Annotated in this window: 15 protein-coding genes; 7 read left to right on the top strand and 8 right to left on the bottom strand. The window is 73.3% G+C overall.

The window, feature by feature from the left end; genetic code table 11:
- Positions 1 to 114 precede the first annotated feature (114 nt).
- The gene (locus ABZ876_RS24640; RefSeq protein ID WP_361785074.1) at positions 115 to 1,536 is read left to right on the top strand and encodes a GNAT family N-acetyltransferase; all 1,422 of its coding nucleotides are present in this window, start codon (positions 115 to 117) and stop codon (positions 1,534 to 1,536) included.
- Positions 1,537 to 1,685: 149 nt separating this feature from the next.
- Here the strand turns inward: ABZ876_RS24640 and ABZ876_RS24635 are convergent, their stop codons facing one another.
- On the bottom strand, positions 1,686 to 2,903 hold the full coding sequence (locus ABZ876_RS24635) for a PLP-dependent transferase (protein WP_361785071.1): 1,218 nt from the start codon (positions 2,901 to 2,903) through the stop codon (positions 1,686 to 1,688).
- A gap of 60 nt (positions 2,904 to 2,963) precedes the next feature.
- Here ABZ876_RS24635 and ABZ876_RS24630 point away from each other — a divergent pair, with 60 nt between their 5' ends.
- Both ABZ876_RS24630 and ABZ876_RS24625 read left to right on the top strand, forming a co-directional pair.
- On the top strand, positions 2,964 to 3,467 hold the full coding sequence (locus ABZ876_RS24630) for an Lrp/AsnC family transcriptional regulator (RefSeq protein ID WP_361785068.1): 504 nt from the start codon (positions 2,964 to 2,966) through the stop codon (positions 3,465 to 3,467).
- 55 nt (positions 3,468 to 3,522) lie between these two features.
- Positions 3,523 to 5,217: a DUF885 domain-containing protein gene (locus tag ABZ876_RS24625; RefSeq protein WP_361785065.1), complete on the top strand. Its 1,695-nt coding sequence runs from the start codon at positions 3,523 to 3,525 to the stop codon at positions 5,215 to 5,217.
- Between the two features lie 46 nt (positions 5,218 to 5,263).
- On the opposite strand, the gene ABZ876_RS24620 is transcribed toward ABZ876_RS24625, so the two are convergent.
- Both ABZ876_RS24620 and ABZ876_RS24615 read right to left on the bottom strand, forming a co-directional pair.
- The gene (locus ABZ876_RS24620) at positions 5,264 to 6,109 is read right to left on the bottom strand and encodes an SDR family oxidoreductase (protein WP_361785062.1); all 846 of its coding nucleotides are present in this window, start codon (positions 6,107 to 6,109) and stop codon (positions 5,264 to 5,266) included.
- 59 nt (positions 6,110 to 6,168) lie between these two features.
- On the bottom strand, positions 6,169 to 6,651 hold the full coding sequence (locus ABZ876_RS24615; RefSeq protein ID WP_361785059.1) for a rhodanese-like domain-containing protein: 483 nt from the start codon (positions 6,649 to 6,651) through the stop codon (positions 6,169 to 6,171).
- A 123-nt stretch (positions 6,652 to 6,774) separates the two neighbouring features.
- Between ABZ876_RS24615 and ABZ876_RS24610 the strand changes: the two genes are divergently transcribed.
- A complete protein-coding gene (locus tag ABZ876_RS24610; RefSeq protein WP_361785056.1) occupies positions 6,775 to 7,221 on the top strand; it encodes an Lrp/AsnC family transcriptional regulator in 447 nt (148 codons plus the stop codon).
- A gap of 49 nt (positions 7,222 to 7,270) precedes the next feature.
- On the opposite strand, the gene ABZ876_RS24605 is transcribed toward ABZ876_RS24610, so the two are convergent.
- The 3 genes from ABZ876_RS24605 to ABZ876_RS24595 all read right to left on the bottom strand — a co-directional run bounded on the left by ABZ876_RS24605 (position 7,271) and on the right by ABZ876_RS24595 (position 12,273).
- Complete coding sequence (locus tag ABZ876_RS24605; RefSeq protein WP_361785053.1) at positions 7,271 to 10,267, bottom strand: SMC family ATPase; 2,997 nt, start codon at positions 10,265 to 10,267, stop codon at positions 7,271 to 7,273.
- 31 nt (positions 10,268 to 10,298) lie between these two features.
- Complete coding sequence (locus ABZ876_RS24600; RefSeq protein ID WP_361785050.1) at positions 10,299 to 11,462, bottom strand: exonuclease SbcCD subunit D; 1,164 nt, start codon at positions 11,460 to 11,462, stop codon at positions 10,299 to 10,301.
- A 172-nt stretch (positions 11,463 to 11,634) separates the two neighbouring features.
- Positions 11,635 to 12,273: a YigZ family protein gene (locus ABZ876_RS24595; protein ID WP_361785047.1), complete on the bottom strand. Its 639-nt coding sequence runs from the start codon at positions 12,271 to 12,273 to the stop codon at positions 11,635 to 11,637.
- Between the two features lie 280 nt (positions 12,274 to 12,553).
- On the opposite strand from ABZ876_RS24595, the gene ABZ876_RS24590 reads away from it, so the two are divergent.
- Positions 12,554 to 14,545: an amino acid transporter gene (locus ABZ876_RS24590; RefSeq protein ID WP_361785045.1), complete on the top strand. Its 1,992-nt coding sequence runs from the start codon at positions 12,554 to 12,556 to the stop codon at positions 14,543 to 14,545.
- Between the two features lie 79 nt (positions 14,546 to 14,624).
- On the opposite strand, the gene ABZ876_RS24585 is transcribed toward ABZ876_RS24590, so the two are convergent.
- Both ABZ876_RS24585 and ABZ876_RS24580 read right to left on the bottom strand, forming a co-directional pair.
- On the bottom strand, positions 14,625 to 15,167 hold the full coding sequence (locus ABZ876_RS24585) for a histidine phosphatase family protein (RefSeq protein WP_361785042.1): 543 nt from the start codon (positions 15,165 to 15,167) through the stop codon (positions 14,625 to 14,627).
- Positions 15,164 to 15,847 (bottom strand): hypothetical protein, encoded by a 684-nt coding sequence (locus tag ABZ876_RS24580; protein ID WP_361785039.1) that lies wholly within the window; start codon positions 15,845 to 15,847, stop codon positions 15,164 to 15,166. Before ABZ876_RS24580 ends, ABZ876_RS24585 begins: the two co-directional genes overlap by 4 nt.
- Positions 15,848 to 16,013: 166 nt before the next feature.
- On the opposite strand from ABZ876_RS24580, the gene ABZ876_RS24575 reads away from it, so the two are divergent.
- Together ABZ876_RS24575 and ABZ876_RS24570 are read left to right on the top strand one after the other, a co-directional pair.
- On the top strand, positions 16,014 to 16,421 hold the full coding sequence (locus ABZ876_RS24575; RefSeq protein ID WP_361785036.1) for a CoA-binding protein: 408 nt from the start codon (positions 16,014 to 16,016) through the stop codon (positions 16,419 to 16,421).
- 429 nt (positions 16,422 to 16,850) lie between these two features.
- Positions 16,851 to 17,033, top strand: a complete 183-nt coding sequence (locus ABZ876_RS24570) for a hypothetical protein (RefSeq protein WP_361785033.1) — start codon at positions 16,851 to 16,853, stop codon at positions 17,031 to 17,033.
- Positions 17,034 to 17,075 lie beyond the last annotated feature (42 nt).

Below are 17,075 nucleotides of genomic sequence, written 5' to 3'. Positions count from 1 at the left end.
AAGCGCTTCGTCAAAAGAACAATAAAAAGGACAGAAGCATACTTTACTCATCAGACACAAAGCGTTTGTGATCACGCAACACCCTTCCTCCACAGTGGTTGCATGACTCCAGACATGTCTGATGTGAGGCGTGCCAAGCACGGCCGTCCGGTTCACCACTGGCGACGGGACCTGATAGAGCTCGCCGCCCTGTTCACGGCGGTCGCGGTGGCGGACGTGACCGCCAATCTGGTCGGGCACGGCCCCGACGGTCCCGCCCTGCTGGGACTGTCGGCCGCGGCGCTCGTCATGACGGCCGGCTTCCACACCTGGTGGACACGCCGCCATGGTCACGCACCGCCCGCGAGTGATACCGGCGCCCGGCCACCCGCCGAGGGGCGGCGAGCCGGGCCGTCCGAGCGCGACGCGGCCGCCGGGGGGACCGCGCTGTGGCGGTTGCGGACCACGGTGCAGGACGAGCCGGGCACGCTGGCCGCGCTGTGCACGGCGCTGGCCGGGCTGCGGATCGACATCCTGAGCCTGCAGACGCATCCGCTGGCCCAGGGCACGGTCGACGAGTTCCTGGTGCGGGCCCCGGACGGGCTGGACGCGAACGCGATCACGCGAGCCGTCAGGCTGGCCGGCGGAACCGAGACCTGGGTCGAACGGGCCGACGCGCACGACCTGGTGGACGCCCCGACCCGGATGCTGGGCCTGGCCACGCGCACCGCGCTGGACGCGGCGGAACTGCCGCTCGCACTGAGGCAGTTGCTCGGCCGGTGCACCATCCGCTCCCTGCCCGCCGTCTCCCCCCGCTCCGGCCACCGGCATCAGGACACTCCCGTCGAGGGGGCCCTGGAGGACACGGTGATGCGGCTGCGGGCGCCGGAGGGCGGAGTGATCACGGTGGAGCGCCCGTACCTGCCGTTCACGCCGACGGAGTTCGCGCGCGCACGCGCGCTGGTCGAGCTGGACGCGCGGCTCGGCCCGCGCATCCCGCGCGGCCAGGACGTACTGACCCTGCCGAAGGGGAATGCGATCACCGTGCGGCGGGCCGACGCCTCGGACGTCGAGGCGGCGAAGGAGATGCAAGCCCGGTGCTCGCGGCGCACCCTGAGCATGCGCTACCACGGACCGGTCGGCGACGCGGACCGCTACCTCAACCATCTGCTCAGCCCGCGCTTCGGCCGGACCCTCGCGGTGGGGACGGCGTCGGGGCGCATCGTCGCCCTCGGCCATCTGCTGTGGGACGGCGACGAGACGGAGGTCGCGCTGCTCGTCGAGGACGAGTGGCAGCGGCGCGGCATCGGCAGCGAACTCCTCGGCCGCCTGGTGGCGATGGCGGTCGAGGCGGGCTGCGAGAGCGTCTACGCGGTCACGCAGGCGTCCAACACCGGCATGGTCGCCGCGATGCGCGGCCTCGGGCTGCCTCTCGACTACCAGATCGAGGAGGGCACGCTCGTCATCACCGCCCGCCTGGACGCCACTGCGGTGGCCTCACGGCCGCCCTACGACCGCGCCTATGAGCAGCAGGGGGTCCAGGGCGACCGGGACTGAGCACGCGCGCCTCGCACACGGCGGACGCGCACGTCGTACGGGATCTACGGAACGGCCCGGCGCACTGCGCCGGGCCGTTCGGCGTACGGGGGCGGACCTCCCGGTCCCACGGACGTGCGGTACTCGGGGCCCAGGCGCAGCCCGTGCCGCTACCGCCCCCCGACCGTTTCCTTCCGCCGTGCGCCCTCGGTCCGCTCGCTCCCGAGCGCCCCGTCGAGGTCGGTCCACAGGTCCTCGACGTCCTCCAGGCCCACCGACATCCGCAGCAGCCGGTCGCTCACCCCGGCACCGTGGCGGTCGGTCTCGTCGACGATGCGGTGGCTGATGGACGCCGGGTGCTGGATGAGCGTGTCCACGCTGCCCAGACTCACCGCGGGGGTGATCAGCCGGACCCCGGCGATCACCGCGTGCGGATCGCCGTGCACCTCGAAGGCGATCATCGCGCCGCCTGTACGCGGGTAGTGCACACGGGCGACACGCGGGTCGGCGGCGAGTCTGGCGGCGAGTTCGGCGGCGGTTGCGGACCCGGCCCGGACCCGTATCGGCAGCGTCGACAGACCGCGCAGCAGCAGATAGCCGGCGAGCGGATGCAGCACCGCACCCGTGGCGAAGCGCACCTGGCGCAGCCGGCGTGCCAGCTCCTCGTCGCACGCCACCACCCCGCCCATCACATCGCCGTGCCCGCCCAGGTACTTGGTGGCGCTGTGCAGCACCAACCGGGCGCCGTGCCCGGCGGGGCGCTGGAGCACGGGCGTCGCGAAGGTGTTGTCCACGAGCAGCGGAACCGAACCGCAGGCGTGGGCGACCGCGCGCAGGTCGACCTCCGCGAGCGTCGGGTTGGCCGGGGACTCGACCATGACGAGACCGGTGTCGGGGCGCAGCGCGTCCGCGATGCCCGCCGGGTCGGTCCAGGTCACCTCCGAGCCCAGCAGTCCGGCGTTGAGCAGATGGTCGCTGCATCCGTACAGCGGTCGTACGGCGACGACGTGCCGCAGCCCGAGCGCATTCCGCGCCAGCAGGACGGCACTCAGCGCGGCCATCCCGCTGGCGAACGCGACCGCGCTCTCGGTGCCCTCCAGCCGGGCGAGCGCCGTCTCGAAGCGGGCGACGGTCGGGTTGCCGAGCCGTGCGTAGACGGGCGGGCCGGCCAGTTCCGCGCCGTCGGCCGCGAAGGCGTCGAGCCGGGCGGCCTCGCCACGGCTGTCGTGGGAGGGGTAGGTGGTGGAGAGGTCGAGGGGCGGGGCGTGCAGCCCCAGGGCGACCAGATCCTCACGTCCGGCGTGCACGGCCTCCGTAGCCAGCCCCCGGCGGGCGGGCAGGCCGTCGACGGGGAATCCGTCCTGCGTGTCCTGAGTGGGGAGATTCATGGGCCGCAGCCTGAACAGCGGGCGGGGCCCCGGCGGCGGAACCCGTGTTACGTTCGGCGCATGGCCGAATCTGTCGTACTGGACCCGGTGGATCTCCACCTTCTGCGCCTGTTGCAGAACGACGCCCGGACGACGTACCGCGACCTGGCGGCCCTGGTCGGGGTGGCGCCCTCGACGTGCCTGGACCGGGTGACCCGGCTCCGCCGCTCGGGGGTGATTCTCGGCCACCAGCTGCGCCTGGACCCGGCAAAGCTGGGACGCGGCCTCGAGGCGCTGCTGTCGGTGCAGGTCAGGCCGCACCGCCGGGAACTGGTGGGGCCCTTCGTGGAGCGGATCCGGGCGTTGCCGGAGTCCCGTACGGTCTTCCATCTCACCGGCCCCGACGACTATCTCGTGCACGTCGCGGTGGCGGACATGGCGGACCTGCAACGGCTGGTGCTCGACGAGTTCACGGCCCGGCGCGAAGTGGCGCGGGTGGAGACCCGGTTGATCTTCCAGCAGTGGGACTGCGGCCCGCTGCTGCCACCCGGACATGCCGCGTCCAAACCCGCTGAGCAGGCCTAAGCCGAGCGCGGAATCACCGTGACGCGGACCACGTCACCGTATGAGGATGGTCCGCATGTCAGACACCACCAGGAGACCCCTGCCCCGCGAGGTCGCCGACGCCTATGTCGACGACCTCGTCGCCCTCGACCCGGTCACCGGCACGTACCTCGGAGTGAAGGAGAGCGCGGGCAAGCTGCCCGACACCTCGCCCGCGGGCCAGGAGGCACTCGCCGAGCTGGCGCGGGCGACCCTCGCACGGCTGGACGAGGCGGAGCGCCGGCCGGGCGCGGACAGTGACATCGAGCGACGGTGTGCACGCCTGCTGCGTGAGCGGCTGACCGCCGAACTCGCCGTGCACGAGGCGGACGAGCGCCTCAGGGCGGTGGGCAACATGCACACCCTGGTGCACTCCGTGCGTGACGTCTTCACGATCACCCCCACCGCGACCGACGAGGACTGGACCGCGGTGGCCGAGCGGCTGCGGGCCGTGCCGGCCGCCCTGCGCGGCTACCGCGAGTCCCTCACCCTGGGCCTGGAGCGCAAGCTGTACGCGGGCCCGCGCCCGACCGCGACCTTCATCGAGCAGCTCACCGAGTGGTCGGACCTGGACGGCGAGGGCCGCGGCTGGTTCGAGGACTTCGCCTCCCAGGGGCCCGAGTCGCTGCGTACGGAGCTGGACGGGGCCGCCCGTACGGCGACCGCGGCCGTCGTCGAACTGCGGGACTGGGTGCGTGATGTGTACGCGCCGACGATCGAGGGCGCACCGAACACGGTCGGCCGCGAGCGCTACGGCCGCTGGGCACGTTACTTCAACGGCACGGACCTGGACCTCGACGAGGCGTACGCGTACGGCTGGTCCGAGTACCACCGCATCCTCGCCGAGATGAAGAATGAGGCCGAGAAGGTTCTGCCGGGCGCCGAGACCCCGTGGACCGCGCTCGCACACCTCGACGAGCACGGTGCCCACATCGAGGGGGTGGAGGAGACCCGCGCCTGGCTCCAGGGCCTGATGGACGAGGCGATCGAGGCGCTCGACGGCACCCACTTCGAACTCGCCGAGCGGGTACGGAAGGTGGAGTCGCGCATCGCGCCGCCCGGGAGTGCCGCGGCACCGTACTACACCTCGCCGTCCGCCGACTTCTCCCGCCCGGGCCGGACCTGGCTGCCGACGATGGGGCAGACCCGGTTCCCGGTGTACGACCTGGTCTCGACCTGGTACCACGAGGGCGTCCCCGGCCACCACCTCCAGCTCGCCCAGTGGGCGCACGTGGCGGAGGACCTCTCGCGCTACCAGGCGACGGTGGGCGGTGTCAGCGCCAATGTCGAAGGCTGGGCGCTGTACGCCGAACGTCTCATGGACGAGCTGGGCTTCCTCACCGATCCGGAGCAGCGGCTCGGCTACCTGGACGCGCAGATGATGCGGGCGGTGCGTGTGATCATCGACATCGGCATGCACCTGGAGCTGGAGATCCCGGCCGACTCGCCGTTCCATCCGGGCGAGCGCTGGACGCCGGAGCTGGCGCAGGAGTTCTTCGGCGCGCACAGCAGCCGTCCCGCGGACTACGTGGAGAGCGAGCTGGTCCGGTATCTGTCGATGCCCGGGCAGGCGATCGGCTACAAGCTCGGCGAGCGCGCCTGGCTGCTGGGCCGCGAGAACGCCCGGCGCCGCCACGGTGCGGCGTTCGACGCGAAGGCCTGGCACATGGCGGCGCTCTCGCAGGGCTCCCTGGGCCTGGACGATCTGGTGGACGAGCTGTCCCGGCTCTGATCGCGCCCGCGCGGCCGGGCCCGCCCCGTCGGCGTGGGCCCGGCCGTCAACGCCGGAAGCCTCCCTCGGAGTCGATGACCTGGCCGGTGATCCAGCCCGCCTCGTCCGTGGCGAGCCAGGCGATGAGGCGGGCGGGGTCGTCGGGCACGCCCCAGCGTCCGGCCGGGAACCCGGCGGCGACCTCGTCGTACCCGGCGCCGCTCAGGTAGCCGGTGTCCACGGGACCGGGGTTGACCGTGTTGACGGTGACGGCGTGCTCCGCGAGCGTCGTGGCCAGCGAGCGCGTGACGGAGGCGAGGGCGCCCTTCTGGAGCGCGTACGCGATCTCGCCCGGCATCCCGCCCGCGAGGTCCTGCCCGGAGGTCATCATCACGACCCGCCCGTCGGGACCGCCCGGCGGCAACGCCGCCCGCAGCCGGGTGTACGCCTGCACCAGCAGCAGTACCGACCGCGTGTCCACCGCCCAGTGGGCGTCGAGCATGGCGGCGTCCACGGTGTCGAGCGTGCCGTCGCTGCCCCCGAGCGCGTGGTTGGCGACGAGGATGTCGATCCGGCCGCCGAGCGCCGCCGCGGCCGTCGCGACCAGTGCGGCGGGCGCCGCCGGGTCCGAGAGGTCCCCGGGTCCGTCCGCCACGGGCGCACCGGGATCCCCGAGTGCCGCACGCACTCCGGCGACGACGTCCTCCGGGCGGTCGGCGCCCCAGGGCATCTCCGCGTCGTGCGGCACATGGTGGTGCAGATAGACGCCCGCGCCGTACGCGGCCAGTCGCCGGGCCACCGCGTATCCGATGCCCGCCCGCCGGCTCGCCCCGGTGACGAGGGCGGTCCGGCCGCGCAGCGGCAGGGGGTCACGGCGCAGGTCTTCGGAAGCGGGGTGCGGGAGTCGCGTCATGGGCGCCATCATGCACCGCAGAACGGCCCGGGAACCGCGGCGGGAGGAACCGCACCCGGTCAGCAGCCGCAGTCCGCGGCGCCCTCGGGTGCCGTCAGCGGATCGGCGGCGCGGCGCTCGGGGCCCTGCCAGGTCTCGTAGGGGAAGCCCTCGCGCACCCAGTACTCGAAGCCGCCGAGCATCTCCTTGACCCGGAACCCCCGTTCGGCGAGGGCGAGGGCCGCCCGGGTCGCGCCGTTGCAGCCGGGTCCCCAGCAGTACGTGACCACCGGCACGGATCTGTCCAGGAGGTGCTCGGCCTGCTCGGGGACGAGCGCGGTGGGCAGATGGACGGCGCCGGGGACATGCCCCTGGCCCCACGCCTGCGCCGAGCGCGAGTCGACGACGACGAAACCGGGGTCGCCGCCCGCCGCGAGCGCGGCGGCGACATCGGACACGTCGGCGTGGAAGGCGAGGTTCGCCCGGAAGTGGGCGGCGGCGGTGGCCGGTTCGGCCGGGGCGACGTGCAGGACGGGGTTGACGGCGGTCTGGCCGGTGGTCATGGTCGGGCCTCTTTCTCGCTGATCCGGACACCCTCGAAGGTATGGCCGTTGACCGGATGTCTGAAGGTGCGATCCACGGCACACCTCTTGATCGGCCGGGGATCGTCCTGCTATTTCTCGGTGATGGCCGCGTATTCCCCGGACGCCACCGACTGGCGCATCCTCGACGTCCTCCAGCGCGAGGGCCGCGCCAGCTACGCCGAGCTGGCCCGTGCCGTCTCCATGTCCGCGAGCGCGGTCACCGAACGGGTGCGCCGGCTCGAGGAGGCGGGCGTCATCAAGGGCTATGCGGCGGTCGTCGACCCCGAGCGCCTCGGCCTGCCGATCCTCGCCTTCGTCCGGTTGCGCTACCCGAACGGCAACTACCGGCCGTTCCACGACCTCGTGGCCGTGACACCGGAGATCCTGGAGGCGCACCACGTCACCGGCGACGACTGTTTCGTCATCAAGGTCGCGGCGCGCTCGATGCGCCACCTGGAGGAGGTGTCGGGCAGGATCGGCGCACTGGGCTCGGTGACCACGAGCGTCGTCTACTCGTCGCCCCTCCCCCACCGCCCCCTCGGCCACTGACCGCCACGGAAAACCCTCCCCCGCCACGCGAGCCCCCGCCCGGGCCGCCTCAGCCGGCTCCCCGCTGCCGTACCGCCGATCCCGTTCTGCCCTTGACTATCTCCAGCTGGGCGTGGATGCGCCGCCGCAGGTCCGCGACATGGCTGACGATGCCCACGCTGCGGTCCCGCTCCCGCAGGGAGTCCAGTACGTCCAGGACCTCGTCGAGAGTCTCGTCGTCGAGGCTGCCGAATCCCTCGTCGATGAAGAGGGTGTCGAGACGGACCCCGCCGGCCTCGTCGGTGACGACGTCCGCGAGGCCCAGGGCGAGCGCGAGCGAGGCGAAGAACGTCTCCCCTCCGGAGAGCGTCGCGGTGTCCCGCTCGCGCCCCGTCCACGCGTCCACGACGTGCAGGCCGAGGCCGCTGCGGCCGCGTCCGGAGCGGTCGTCGGAGTGGACGAGGGTGTAGCGGCCGGAGGACATGCGCTGAAGCCGCACGCTCGCGGCGGCCGCCACCTGTTCGAGGCGGGCGGCCAGCACATACGACTCCAGGCGCATCCTGCGTTCGTTGTCGGCGGAGGTGCCGGCCGTCAGGGACGCCAGTCGGGCCACGCGGTCGTACTCCTCTCGCAGCGGCGCGAGACGCCGTACGGACGCGGTGGCGCGCGCGGACAGCCGGTCGAGTTCGGCACGGCGGCGGTCCGCCGCGTCCAGTGAGGAGACCGCCTCCTGGAGCCGCCGGGCCGTGGCCTCGGCGGTCCGTTCGGCGGCCGCCGGGTCGGCGGGCGGCTGCTGTGCGGCGGCCGCCGTGTCGGCCTCGGCGAGCATCGCGCGTACGGCGGCCTGTTCCTGCTGCCAGGCGTCCAGCCGTCGCTGAAGCTCGCGGTGGGCCACGTCGTCCAGAAGCGCGGCGGCCGCGGCCTGCGGGGTGTCGAACCGGGCGCGGTAGGCCGCGTCGGCGAGGCGCGCGTCGGCTTCCTTCAGCCGCTGCGCGGCGTCCTCGGCTGCGCGGACGGCGTCGGCGGCCTCGGTGAGCAGGGCGGCCCGGCGCTCCAGCTGCGCCGAGCGCGCGGCCACACTGACGGCGTCGCCCCGGGCCCGGGCCAACTCCTCTTCCAGCGCGGCCCGTTCCCTCTCCAGTGTGTCCCTGCGGGAGGTCCGGGCCGCCCCGCGCAGGGCTGCCTCCTGCCCTGCCGCGGCGCGTTGCTCCCGCTCGTGTCCGGCCCGTCTCAGCTCCTCCTGCGCGGCGTGCAGCCGGGAGGCGCCGTCCCGGGCGGCGGCATAGCGCCGCTCCAACTCCTCCGCCTGCGCGGCGAGCAGGCCGGTCGGCACGTCACCGGCCTCCGCGGTGGCGGCGGCCAGCGCCTCGCGTACGACGCCGAGCCGCCGCTCGTCCTCGGCGTGCTCCTCCTCGGCGTGCCGATGGGCGGCGAGGGCGCGCTCCTCCGCTTCCCTGTCGACGTGTCCGGCGACCTTCCGCGCGGGTGCGGGGTGATCGGTGGCTCCGCAGACGGCGCAGGGTTCGCCGTCGACGAGTGCGGCGGCGAGTTCGGCGGCGATGCCCGTGAGACGCTGTTCCTTGAGGTCGAGCCAGTGCTCATGGGCCTCGAGCGCGCGTTCCCGTGAGGCGAGGGCCCGGCCCTGGGCGGCGTCGGCGTCCCGGGCCAGCCGGTCCCGCTCGCGGGCCGCCTCGAGCCGTTTGGCCGCGGGCTCGCGCTGCACCGCCAGTTGCTCGGCCCGGGTGGCGTCCTCCTGGGCGGCGTCGATACGGGCCTGAAGGCCCGCGCGGGTCTCCTCCCACTCGGCGAGCCAGTCCTCGGCATCCCGCAGGACCGCCTCGTCGGCGCGCTCCTCGCGGTCCAGGTCCGCCCGTTCCGCGGTGATGCCGTCCAGCCGCCGCTCGGCGCGGCGGGCCGACTCCAGGCCGCCGAGTTCCTCGGCGGCCCGGCGCGCGGCGGCGGCGAGCCCGGCCGCGCCGGCGTCCGCGAAGGTCTCCGGGAGCAGGGCACGGGTGCGTGCCTCTTCGGCGGCGGCCCGCCGGTGCTCGGTCTCGGCGGACTCCCGCAGGTCGAGGGCGGGCGCCACGGCCTCGGCCTTCCGGGAGCGCTCCATGCGCGCCTGGTCCTCCCGGTGGGCGTCCGCCCGCTCTTCCAGCTGTGCCGCGCGCTCCCGGGCCTCGGCGAAACGGCGCTGGAGCCGGGCCCGTTCGCGTATGTCGTCGAGAGCGCGCTCGGCGGCGGCCCGCGCCGACTCGGCGGCCGTCCGTGCGCAGTGCGCGATCGTGAGCCGCTCGCGGGCCGTGCTGCGGGCGACGGCGGCCCAGCCGAGGACGGCGTCGGCGAGGCCCGGGTCACCCGGCGCCAGGTCCGGCAGGGGCGGCAGCAGGTCGCCCGCGGCCTGCTGCATCCGGTGCGCATCGGCGAGCAACGCGGCGTCACCGTCGCGCACTTCGGCCTCGGTGGCGCGGCGCCGTTCGGCGAGGCGCCTTTCGACCTCGGCGAAGCGGCGGGTGTCGAAGAGGCGGCCCAGCAGCTTGCCGCGGGCCTCGGCGTCGGCACGCAGGAAGCGGGCGAAGTCGCCCTGGGGCAACAGCACCACCTGGCAGAACTGCTCGCGGCTCATGCCGAGCAGCTGGGTGATCTCCTCGCCGCTCTCCTGATGGGAGCGGCTGAGGTCCTTCCAGACGCCGGCGGTGGCGTCGTACTCACGCAGCCAGGTCTGTGCCTTGTCGGTCGTCGTACCGGTTCCGCGCTTCTTCGGGCGCTCCCACGGCGGCTGCCGGGTGATCTCCAGCCGGCGTCCGGCGACGGTGAGGTCGAGCCGGATCTCGGTGCGGGTCCCCGGCGCCGCGTGGTCGCTGCGCAGTGTGAGGCCCTGGCCGCTCTGCCGGGCACCGGGAACGGCCCCGTACAACGCGTAGCACACGGCGTCCAGGACCGAGGTCTTGCCCGCGCCCGTGGGCCCGTGCAGCAGGAACAGCCCGGCGGCGGACAGCGCGTCGAAGTCGACGCTCTGTGTGGTGCCGAAGGGGCCGAAGGCGGTGATGTCCAGCCGGTGCAGCCTCACAGGGCCCCCTTGGTGTCCGCAACCTGCGAGGTCACCGGGCGACCTCCCGCACGGCCTCGTCGGCGCGCACCGCGTCGAAGGCGTCTTGGAGCACGAGCCGTTCACGCTCGTCGGGTCCCGCTCCGCGCACATGGGCCACGAAGTCCTCCGCGATCTGCCGGTCGGAGCGGCCCGCCAGCCGCCGCGCATACGACGCGGCCGGGTCCTCGGGGGCGCGCTCGGGGTCGAAGACGAGGCTGAGCGTGTGGGGGTAACGGCCGGACAGCCGGGCCATCGGTTCCGCGGGACGCACCGGGTCGGTGAGCGTGGCCTCCACCCACGCCTGCTCGTGGCGCTCCAGCTCCGGATCCGCGAGCAGGTCCTCGAGTCTCCCCCGGATCCGGGCGAGGGCGCGCGGCACCGGGCAGTCGACGCGGTCCGCCGCCACGGAGCCGTCGGCCCCGAGGTCGACCAGCCACATGCTCTTGCGGTGATCGGCCTCGGAGAAGGAGTACGGCAGCGGGGAGCCGGAGTAGCGCACGCGCTCGGTGATGGTCTGGCTGCCGTGCAGATGCCCGAGGGCCGCGTAGTCCACCCCGGAGAAGACGCCCGCGGGCACCGCGGCGACCCCGCCGGCCGTGATGTCCCGCTCGCTGTCGCTGGGTTCGCCCCCGGTGACGAAGGCGTGGGCGAGGACGACGGACCGGGTGCCAGGCGGGCGTGTGGCGAGGTCGGCGCGGACCCGGTCCATGGCGGCCGCGAGCACGGCCTCGTGGCCCGCCTGGTGGACGCCGAACTCATCCTTGACCAGGGCCGGTTCGAGATACGGCAGGCCGTAGAAGGCGACGTCCCCGTGGGCGTCCGGCAGCACGACGGGAGTGCCGCAGGCGGCGGGATCGGTGCGCAGATGGATGCCCGCGCGGCCGATGAGCCCCGCCCCGACGCCCAGGCGGCGCGCCGAGTCGTGGTTCCCGGAGATCATCACCGTGGGCACGCCCAGGCCGGCGAGGCGGTGCAGGGCGTCGTCGAACAGCTCGACCGCGTTCAGCGGGGGAACCGCCCGGTCGTACACGTCTCCCGACACGACCACGGCGTCCACGCCGCGCTCGCGCACGGTCGTGACGAGATGGTCGATGAAGGCGGCCTGGGCGTCGAGCATGTTCACGCGGTGGAACGCCCGGCCCAGATGCCAGTCGGAAGTGTGCAGCAGCCTCATGATCCTCGAGACTATCGGCCGGGTCTGACATCACGGGCGGATACTCCCGTTTCGGCCGCCCCTCCCCCTCCGGCCAAACCGGTTGGTTCCGGCAGACGGCCGGAAGAGGAGGACCTCACCCTGGAGTCCTGGCCGTCCTGGCCTTCACCTCGCGCGGCCTCGCCTCCCCGCCTCACCGTCCGGGGTCCGCGTCCCCGTACGCCTCACCGCCCGGTTCGAATCCGGCCGTGCCCGCGGTGACGTCCGCGAGCCATGCCCGGAAGGCCGGGACGTCGGCGTCGGGCAGTCCGACCTCGATGGTGACGGCCTCGCCGTAGCGGACATCGCGTACCTCGCGGCCGGTCGCCCTCAGGTCGTTGTGCACCTTGCCCGCGCGCTGGTGGTCCACGGTCACCGTGGCCAGCCGGAACCGGCGGCGGGTGAGGGTGCCGAGCGCGTCCAGGGCCTCTCCGACGGCACCGCCGTACGCCCTGATGAGCCCGCCCGCTCCCAGCTTCACTCCGCCGTAGTAGCGGGTGACGACGGCGACGACGTACCGCATGTCGCGGCGCAGCAGCATCTGGAGCATGGGTACGCCCGCGGTCCCGCCCGGCTCGCCGTCATCGCTCGCCTTCTGGATCGCGGCGTCGGCGCCGATGACGTACGCGTAGCAGTTGTGGGTGGCGTCGGCGTGTTCCTTGCGGACGCGGGCGATGAAGTCCCGCGCTTCCTGCTCGGTGGCAGCCGGGGCGAGGGCGCACAGGAAGCGGGAGCGGTTGACCTCGGTCTCGTGCACGCCCGCGCGGGCGACTGTGCGGTACTCGTCCTGCATCACGCCAGCCTAATCCGTGGTGGAGGGCCTCCCGGGGGATCCGCGAGCCCGGCCGGGCAGCCCTGTCGCACAGGCGCTCCGGCATGCTCCTTCCGCCCGGCTGTGCCGCACGTCTCATGCGGTGCCTTCTCACCCCGACGCGTTCGCCCCGGCGCCGGGGCGAACGGCCCCGTAGTGGATACTCGCTCGTCGTTGTTGTCCCCGTGTTCCGGTGCGTCCGGCGCCCGGGCCTAAGCAGCGGCCCCGCGGGGCCGCCCGAGTGACCGCAGGAGAGCGCAGCATGACCGGCACCCAGGTGGAGAGCCCGGACGCCGCCGAACCCGACCAAGCGCGGCCCTCCGCCGCCACGGCCCACTGGCGGGCCTGGCTCCTGGAGGGCCTGAGCGAGCGGACGGCCCGGCACCCTGGCCCGCACGCCACCCCGGACTCCGAGCACGAGGGGCACTCCTGGTGGCGCGTCATGTGCCTGACGGGTGTGGACTACTTCTCCACCCTCGGCTACCAGCCCGGTATCGCCGCCCTCGCGGCCGGGCTGCTGTCGCCGCTCGCGACGCTCGTGCTGATCGCGCTCACCCTCCTGGGCGCGCTGCCCGTCTACCGCCGGGTGGCCCACGAGAGCCCGCACGGCGAGGGCTCGATCGCCATGCTGGAGCGGCTGCTGCCGTGGTGGGCGGGGAAGATCCTCGTTCTGGTGCTGCTCGGCTTCGCGGCCACCGACTTCATGATCACGATGACTCTGTCGGCCGCGGACGCCGCGGCACACGTCGTGGAGAACCCGTACGCCCCGCACTGGGCGGGCGGCGCCGGCACCTGGATCACCCTGTTCCTGCTCGCCGCGCTCGGCGCAGTCTTCCTGAAGGGCTTCAAGGAGGCCATCGGCATCGCGGTGGCTCTGGTCACCACGTATCTCACGCTCAACGTGATCGTGCTCGCGGTCGCCGTCTGGGAGGTGCTGAGCCACCCGGTGAAGATCGGCGACTGGACGGACGCGATGACCGCGGAGCACTCCTCGCCGCTCGCCATGATCGGCGTGGCGCTTCTCGTCTTCCCGAAGCTGGCGCTCGGCATGTCCGGCTTCGAGACCGGTGTGGCGGTGATGCCGCAGGTCAAGGGAGACCCGTCGGACACCCATACCCGTCCGGCCGGGCGGGTGCGGGACACCCGCAAACTGCTCACCACGGCGGCCGTGATCATGAGTTGCCTCCTGCTGCTGTCCAGCCTGGCGACGACGATCCTGATTCCGCAGGACGCTTTCAAGAGCGGCGGCCCCGCCAACGGACGCGCGCTCGCCTATCTCGCGCACGAGCACCTGGGCGGGGCCTTCGGCACGGTGTACGACGTCGCGACCATCGCGATCCTGTGGTTCGCGGGAGCCTCCGCGATGGCCGGGCTGCTCAATCTGGTGCCGCGCTATCTGCCGCGCTACGGCATGGCCCCGGAGTGGACCCGTGCGGTCCGCCCGCTGGTCCTGGTCTTCATGGCGGCCGCCGTCCTCATCACTGTGTGGTTCGACGCCGACGTCGACGCCCAGAGCGGCGCGTACGCCACAGGTGTGCTCGTGCTGATGCTCTCCGCGGCGTTCGCCTCGACGGTCGCCGTGCACCGGCGGGGCCACCGGGCCGCCGCGCTCGGCTTCGGAACGATCACCGCCGTCCTGGCCTACACCCTGGTCACGAATGTGATCGAGCGCCCCGACGGCCTCAAGATCGCACTGATCTTCATCCTCGCCATCCTGGTCACGTCGTTCGCCTCGAGGGTGCACCGTGCCTTCGAACTGCGTGCCGCCACCGTCACCTTCGACGAGGCGGCGACCCGGTTCATCGAGGAGGCCGCGGCACACGGGCCATTGCGGCTGATCGCCAACGAGCCCCAGGAGCACAGCAGGCGGGAGTATCGCGCCAAGGAATACAGTCAGCGCGAGCAGACCCACATCCCGGACGGGCGGCCGGTGCTGTTCCTCGAGGTCTTCGTCACCGACTCCTCCGACTTCACCGCCGATCTGGCGGTTCACGGCGACGAGAAGCACGGGGTGCGCAGGCTGCGGGTGGCGGGTGCGACCGTGCCCAACACCATCGCGGCCCTCCTGATGGAGCTGCGCGACCGTACCGGCCGGGTGCCGCACGCCTACTTCAACTGGACGGAGGGTGCCCCGTTCAGCCACCTGCTGCGTTTCCTCGTGTTCGGGGACGGCGAGGTCGCCCCGGTCACCCGTGAGGTGCTGCGCCGTGCCGAGCCCGATCCGGAGCGCCGTCCCCGGGTCCACGTCGGATAGCACCACCCCGGCATGGACCTGGGGCAGCGCCGCCCCGGCATCCACATGGGACGCCGGTCCACGGCGGACGGGGCGGGCGCTACCTCTTCTTCCCCCTCGGCACGGTGACCTCCGTCAGGAGTGCCGTGCCGGGGGCGAGGGCGTCCCAGGTGGCGCCGTGGGCGGCGAGAACGGCGATCGCCGCGGTGGGGAACTTCGTGGCGACTCGCTCCAGTGTGTCGCCGAGCCCGTGCCGGGCGAGGGCGAGCACCAGGTCCTCGAGCCCCGGGTTGTGCCCGATCAACAGCAGCGTCTCCACCTCGGCGGGCGCGTCGTGCACGGCCTCCAGCAGATCGGGCACGTCGGCGGCGTACAGCCCCGGGTCGAACCGTACGGGCGGCGGGGTGCCCCACTGGGCCGAGGCCAGCTCCCACGTCTGGCGGGCGCGCACGGCGGTGGAGCACAGCGCGAGGTCGGGCAGGCAGTCGGCCTCGGCGAGCGCGCGCCCGGCGGCCGGGGCGTCCCTGCGGCCGCGCGGAGCGAGCGGCCGTTCGTGGTCGGCGACGCCCTCGGGCCAGGCGGACTTGGCGTGCCGCAGGACGACGAGTCTGCGCAGCGGGCCCGCCCCGGCAGGGGCCGTCATGCCCGGGCCCCGATCTCGCGGGCGAGGTCCAGACCGAGCAGACGGTCGGCGTAGGCGTACGTCTCGAAGCGCGCACCCTCCGGCAGGTTTTCGTCGCCCTCCACACGCTCCAGCACCTGAAGGACGGCCGGTACGTCGAGGTCGTCCTCCCAGGCGGTGCGCAGTTCGTGCCGCACCTGTTCCGGGATGGGCCGCGAGCGGTGGGTCGCCCAGCCGGCGACGGCCCGGCGCCAGCGTCCGAGCGTGTCGTGCGCCGCGGTCAGGGCGGCCGGGTCGAGGACGGCGGGCCGGCGGCGGGGGCGGGCGAGCAGGGCGAGGCGCACGGCCGACGGCGGCGCGACGATGCCGGCGGGTCCGCCGGCCGGTGCGACCTCGATGCGCACCCCGTCGGGTGCGGTGTCTTCCGCTCCGACGACGTGCAGGGCCCGGCCGAGGCCCGGTGAGTCCGGCTCCGCGGGGCGGATACCGAGGGCGTCGGCGCGTTCCCGGAGAGCGGCGGAGGGGGCGGCGACCGTGACCACGGGGGTGCCGCCGAGTTCCAGGGCCCGGGCCAGCACGTCGGCCACCAGCAGCACTCGCAGGGCCGATGTGTCGGCTCCGGTGACATGGGCGTGGACGCGGACCAGGCCCGGGCGGACGTCGGTGGGCTCGCCGTTGCGGGCGTCGATGATACGGAGCACGGGGCGAGCGTAGGCGGACGAGGGCCGTGGCGCAGGGAGGTGGGGCCCGTTCCGGTTTTCCGGGTCCGGGCTGCCCGGTGCGGGGAATCCCTTTGTCCCGCCCGCTGTTGCCCCACAGCAGACGGCGCGGGCCTGCCGCGTCGCGGGACGTCGAAGGAGACCGGTCGTGTACGGCGACTCAGCAACGATCCGCAAGATCCTCACCGAGCTGGGCGACACCTGGGCGATCGTGGGCCTGTCCGCGAACCAGGGCCGTGCCGCCTACGGGGTCGCGGCCGTCCTCCAGCGCTTCGGCAAGCGGATCGTGCCGGTCCACCCCAAGGCGGAGACGGTCCACGGCGAGCAGGGCTACCCGTCGCTGGACGCGATCCCGTTCCCGGTCGACGTCGTCGATGTCTTCGTCAACAGCGGCCTGGCGGGTCCGGTGGCCGACGGGGCCACCGCGATCGGCGCCAAGGCCGTCTGGTTCCAGCTGGGCGTGATCGACGCAGGGGCGTACGCACGCACCCGCGCGGCGGGTGTGGAGATGGTGATGGACCGCTGCCCGGCCATCGAGATTCCTTCCTTGAGGTAGTCCGCCGAGACCCAACGGGTGAACGGACGCGCGGGTCATACGTGTTCGAGCGGACCTCACGGATACGGTTGATACCGACAAGTAACCGGTCAGGCGGCGACGAGGAATCTGCCCCGCCACCGCCCGCGTCGACGAGACGGTGCCGTACCCAGGCACCGAACTCGCCGGACTCGATGACGCCGTCCCCGCCGAACTCGCGGAGCAGCACAACACGGTAGTGGCGTCGCCGCGCGACGTACGAGCGCCACACCATGCCGACCAGGCAGCGGAAGGCTCCCCGGTTTGGATCCGCCTTCCCTTCTGGAACCGCGGCCGAGGTTCGCAGCCGGCGGGCGCTGCGTGATGGCAGGCGTTCGTCTGCCTTCGTGGAGGCCACGCGCCCAGGCGGAGTCTCCCGTAGGCGGCGGGCGGGACCGTCCGGGAGGCAGTATGTGGGCCGTACTCGAGCAAGTGGCCGGAGCTGCTCCGCAGCTCTTCCTCTACGCCGTCGCCCTCTTCGTCGTCATGATCCTCCTCGCGCTCGTCATCACTCTGCGCCAGGCGGACGCGTCGGAACGTCCCGAGATCATCAGGGCCCTGGCGGATCTGATGGCGTTCTGGAAGAGGAGATGAGGTGGCCGCCGCCGGCGGCCCCGTCTGCGGCGGGCGACGGGC

The sequence above is a fragment of the Streptomyces sp. NPDC046931 genome (assembly GCF_040644655.1).
Taxonomy (GTDB): domain Bacteria; phylum Actinomycetota; class Actinomycetes; order Streptomycetales; family Streptomycetaceae; genus Streptomyces.
This window is presented reverse-complemented; position numbering and strand designations above follow the sequence as displayed.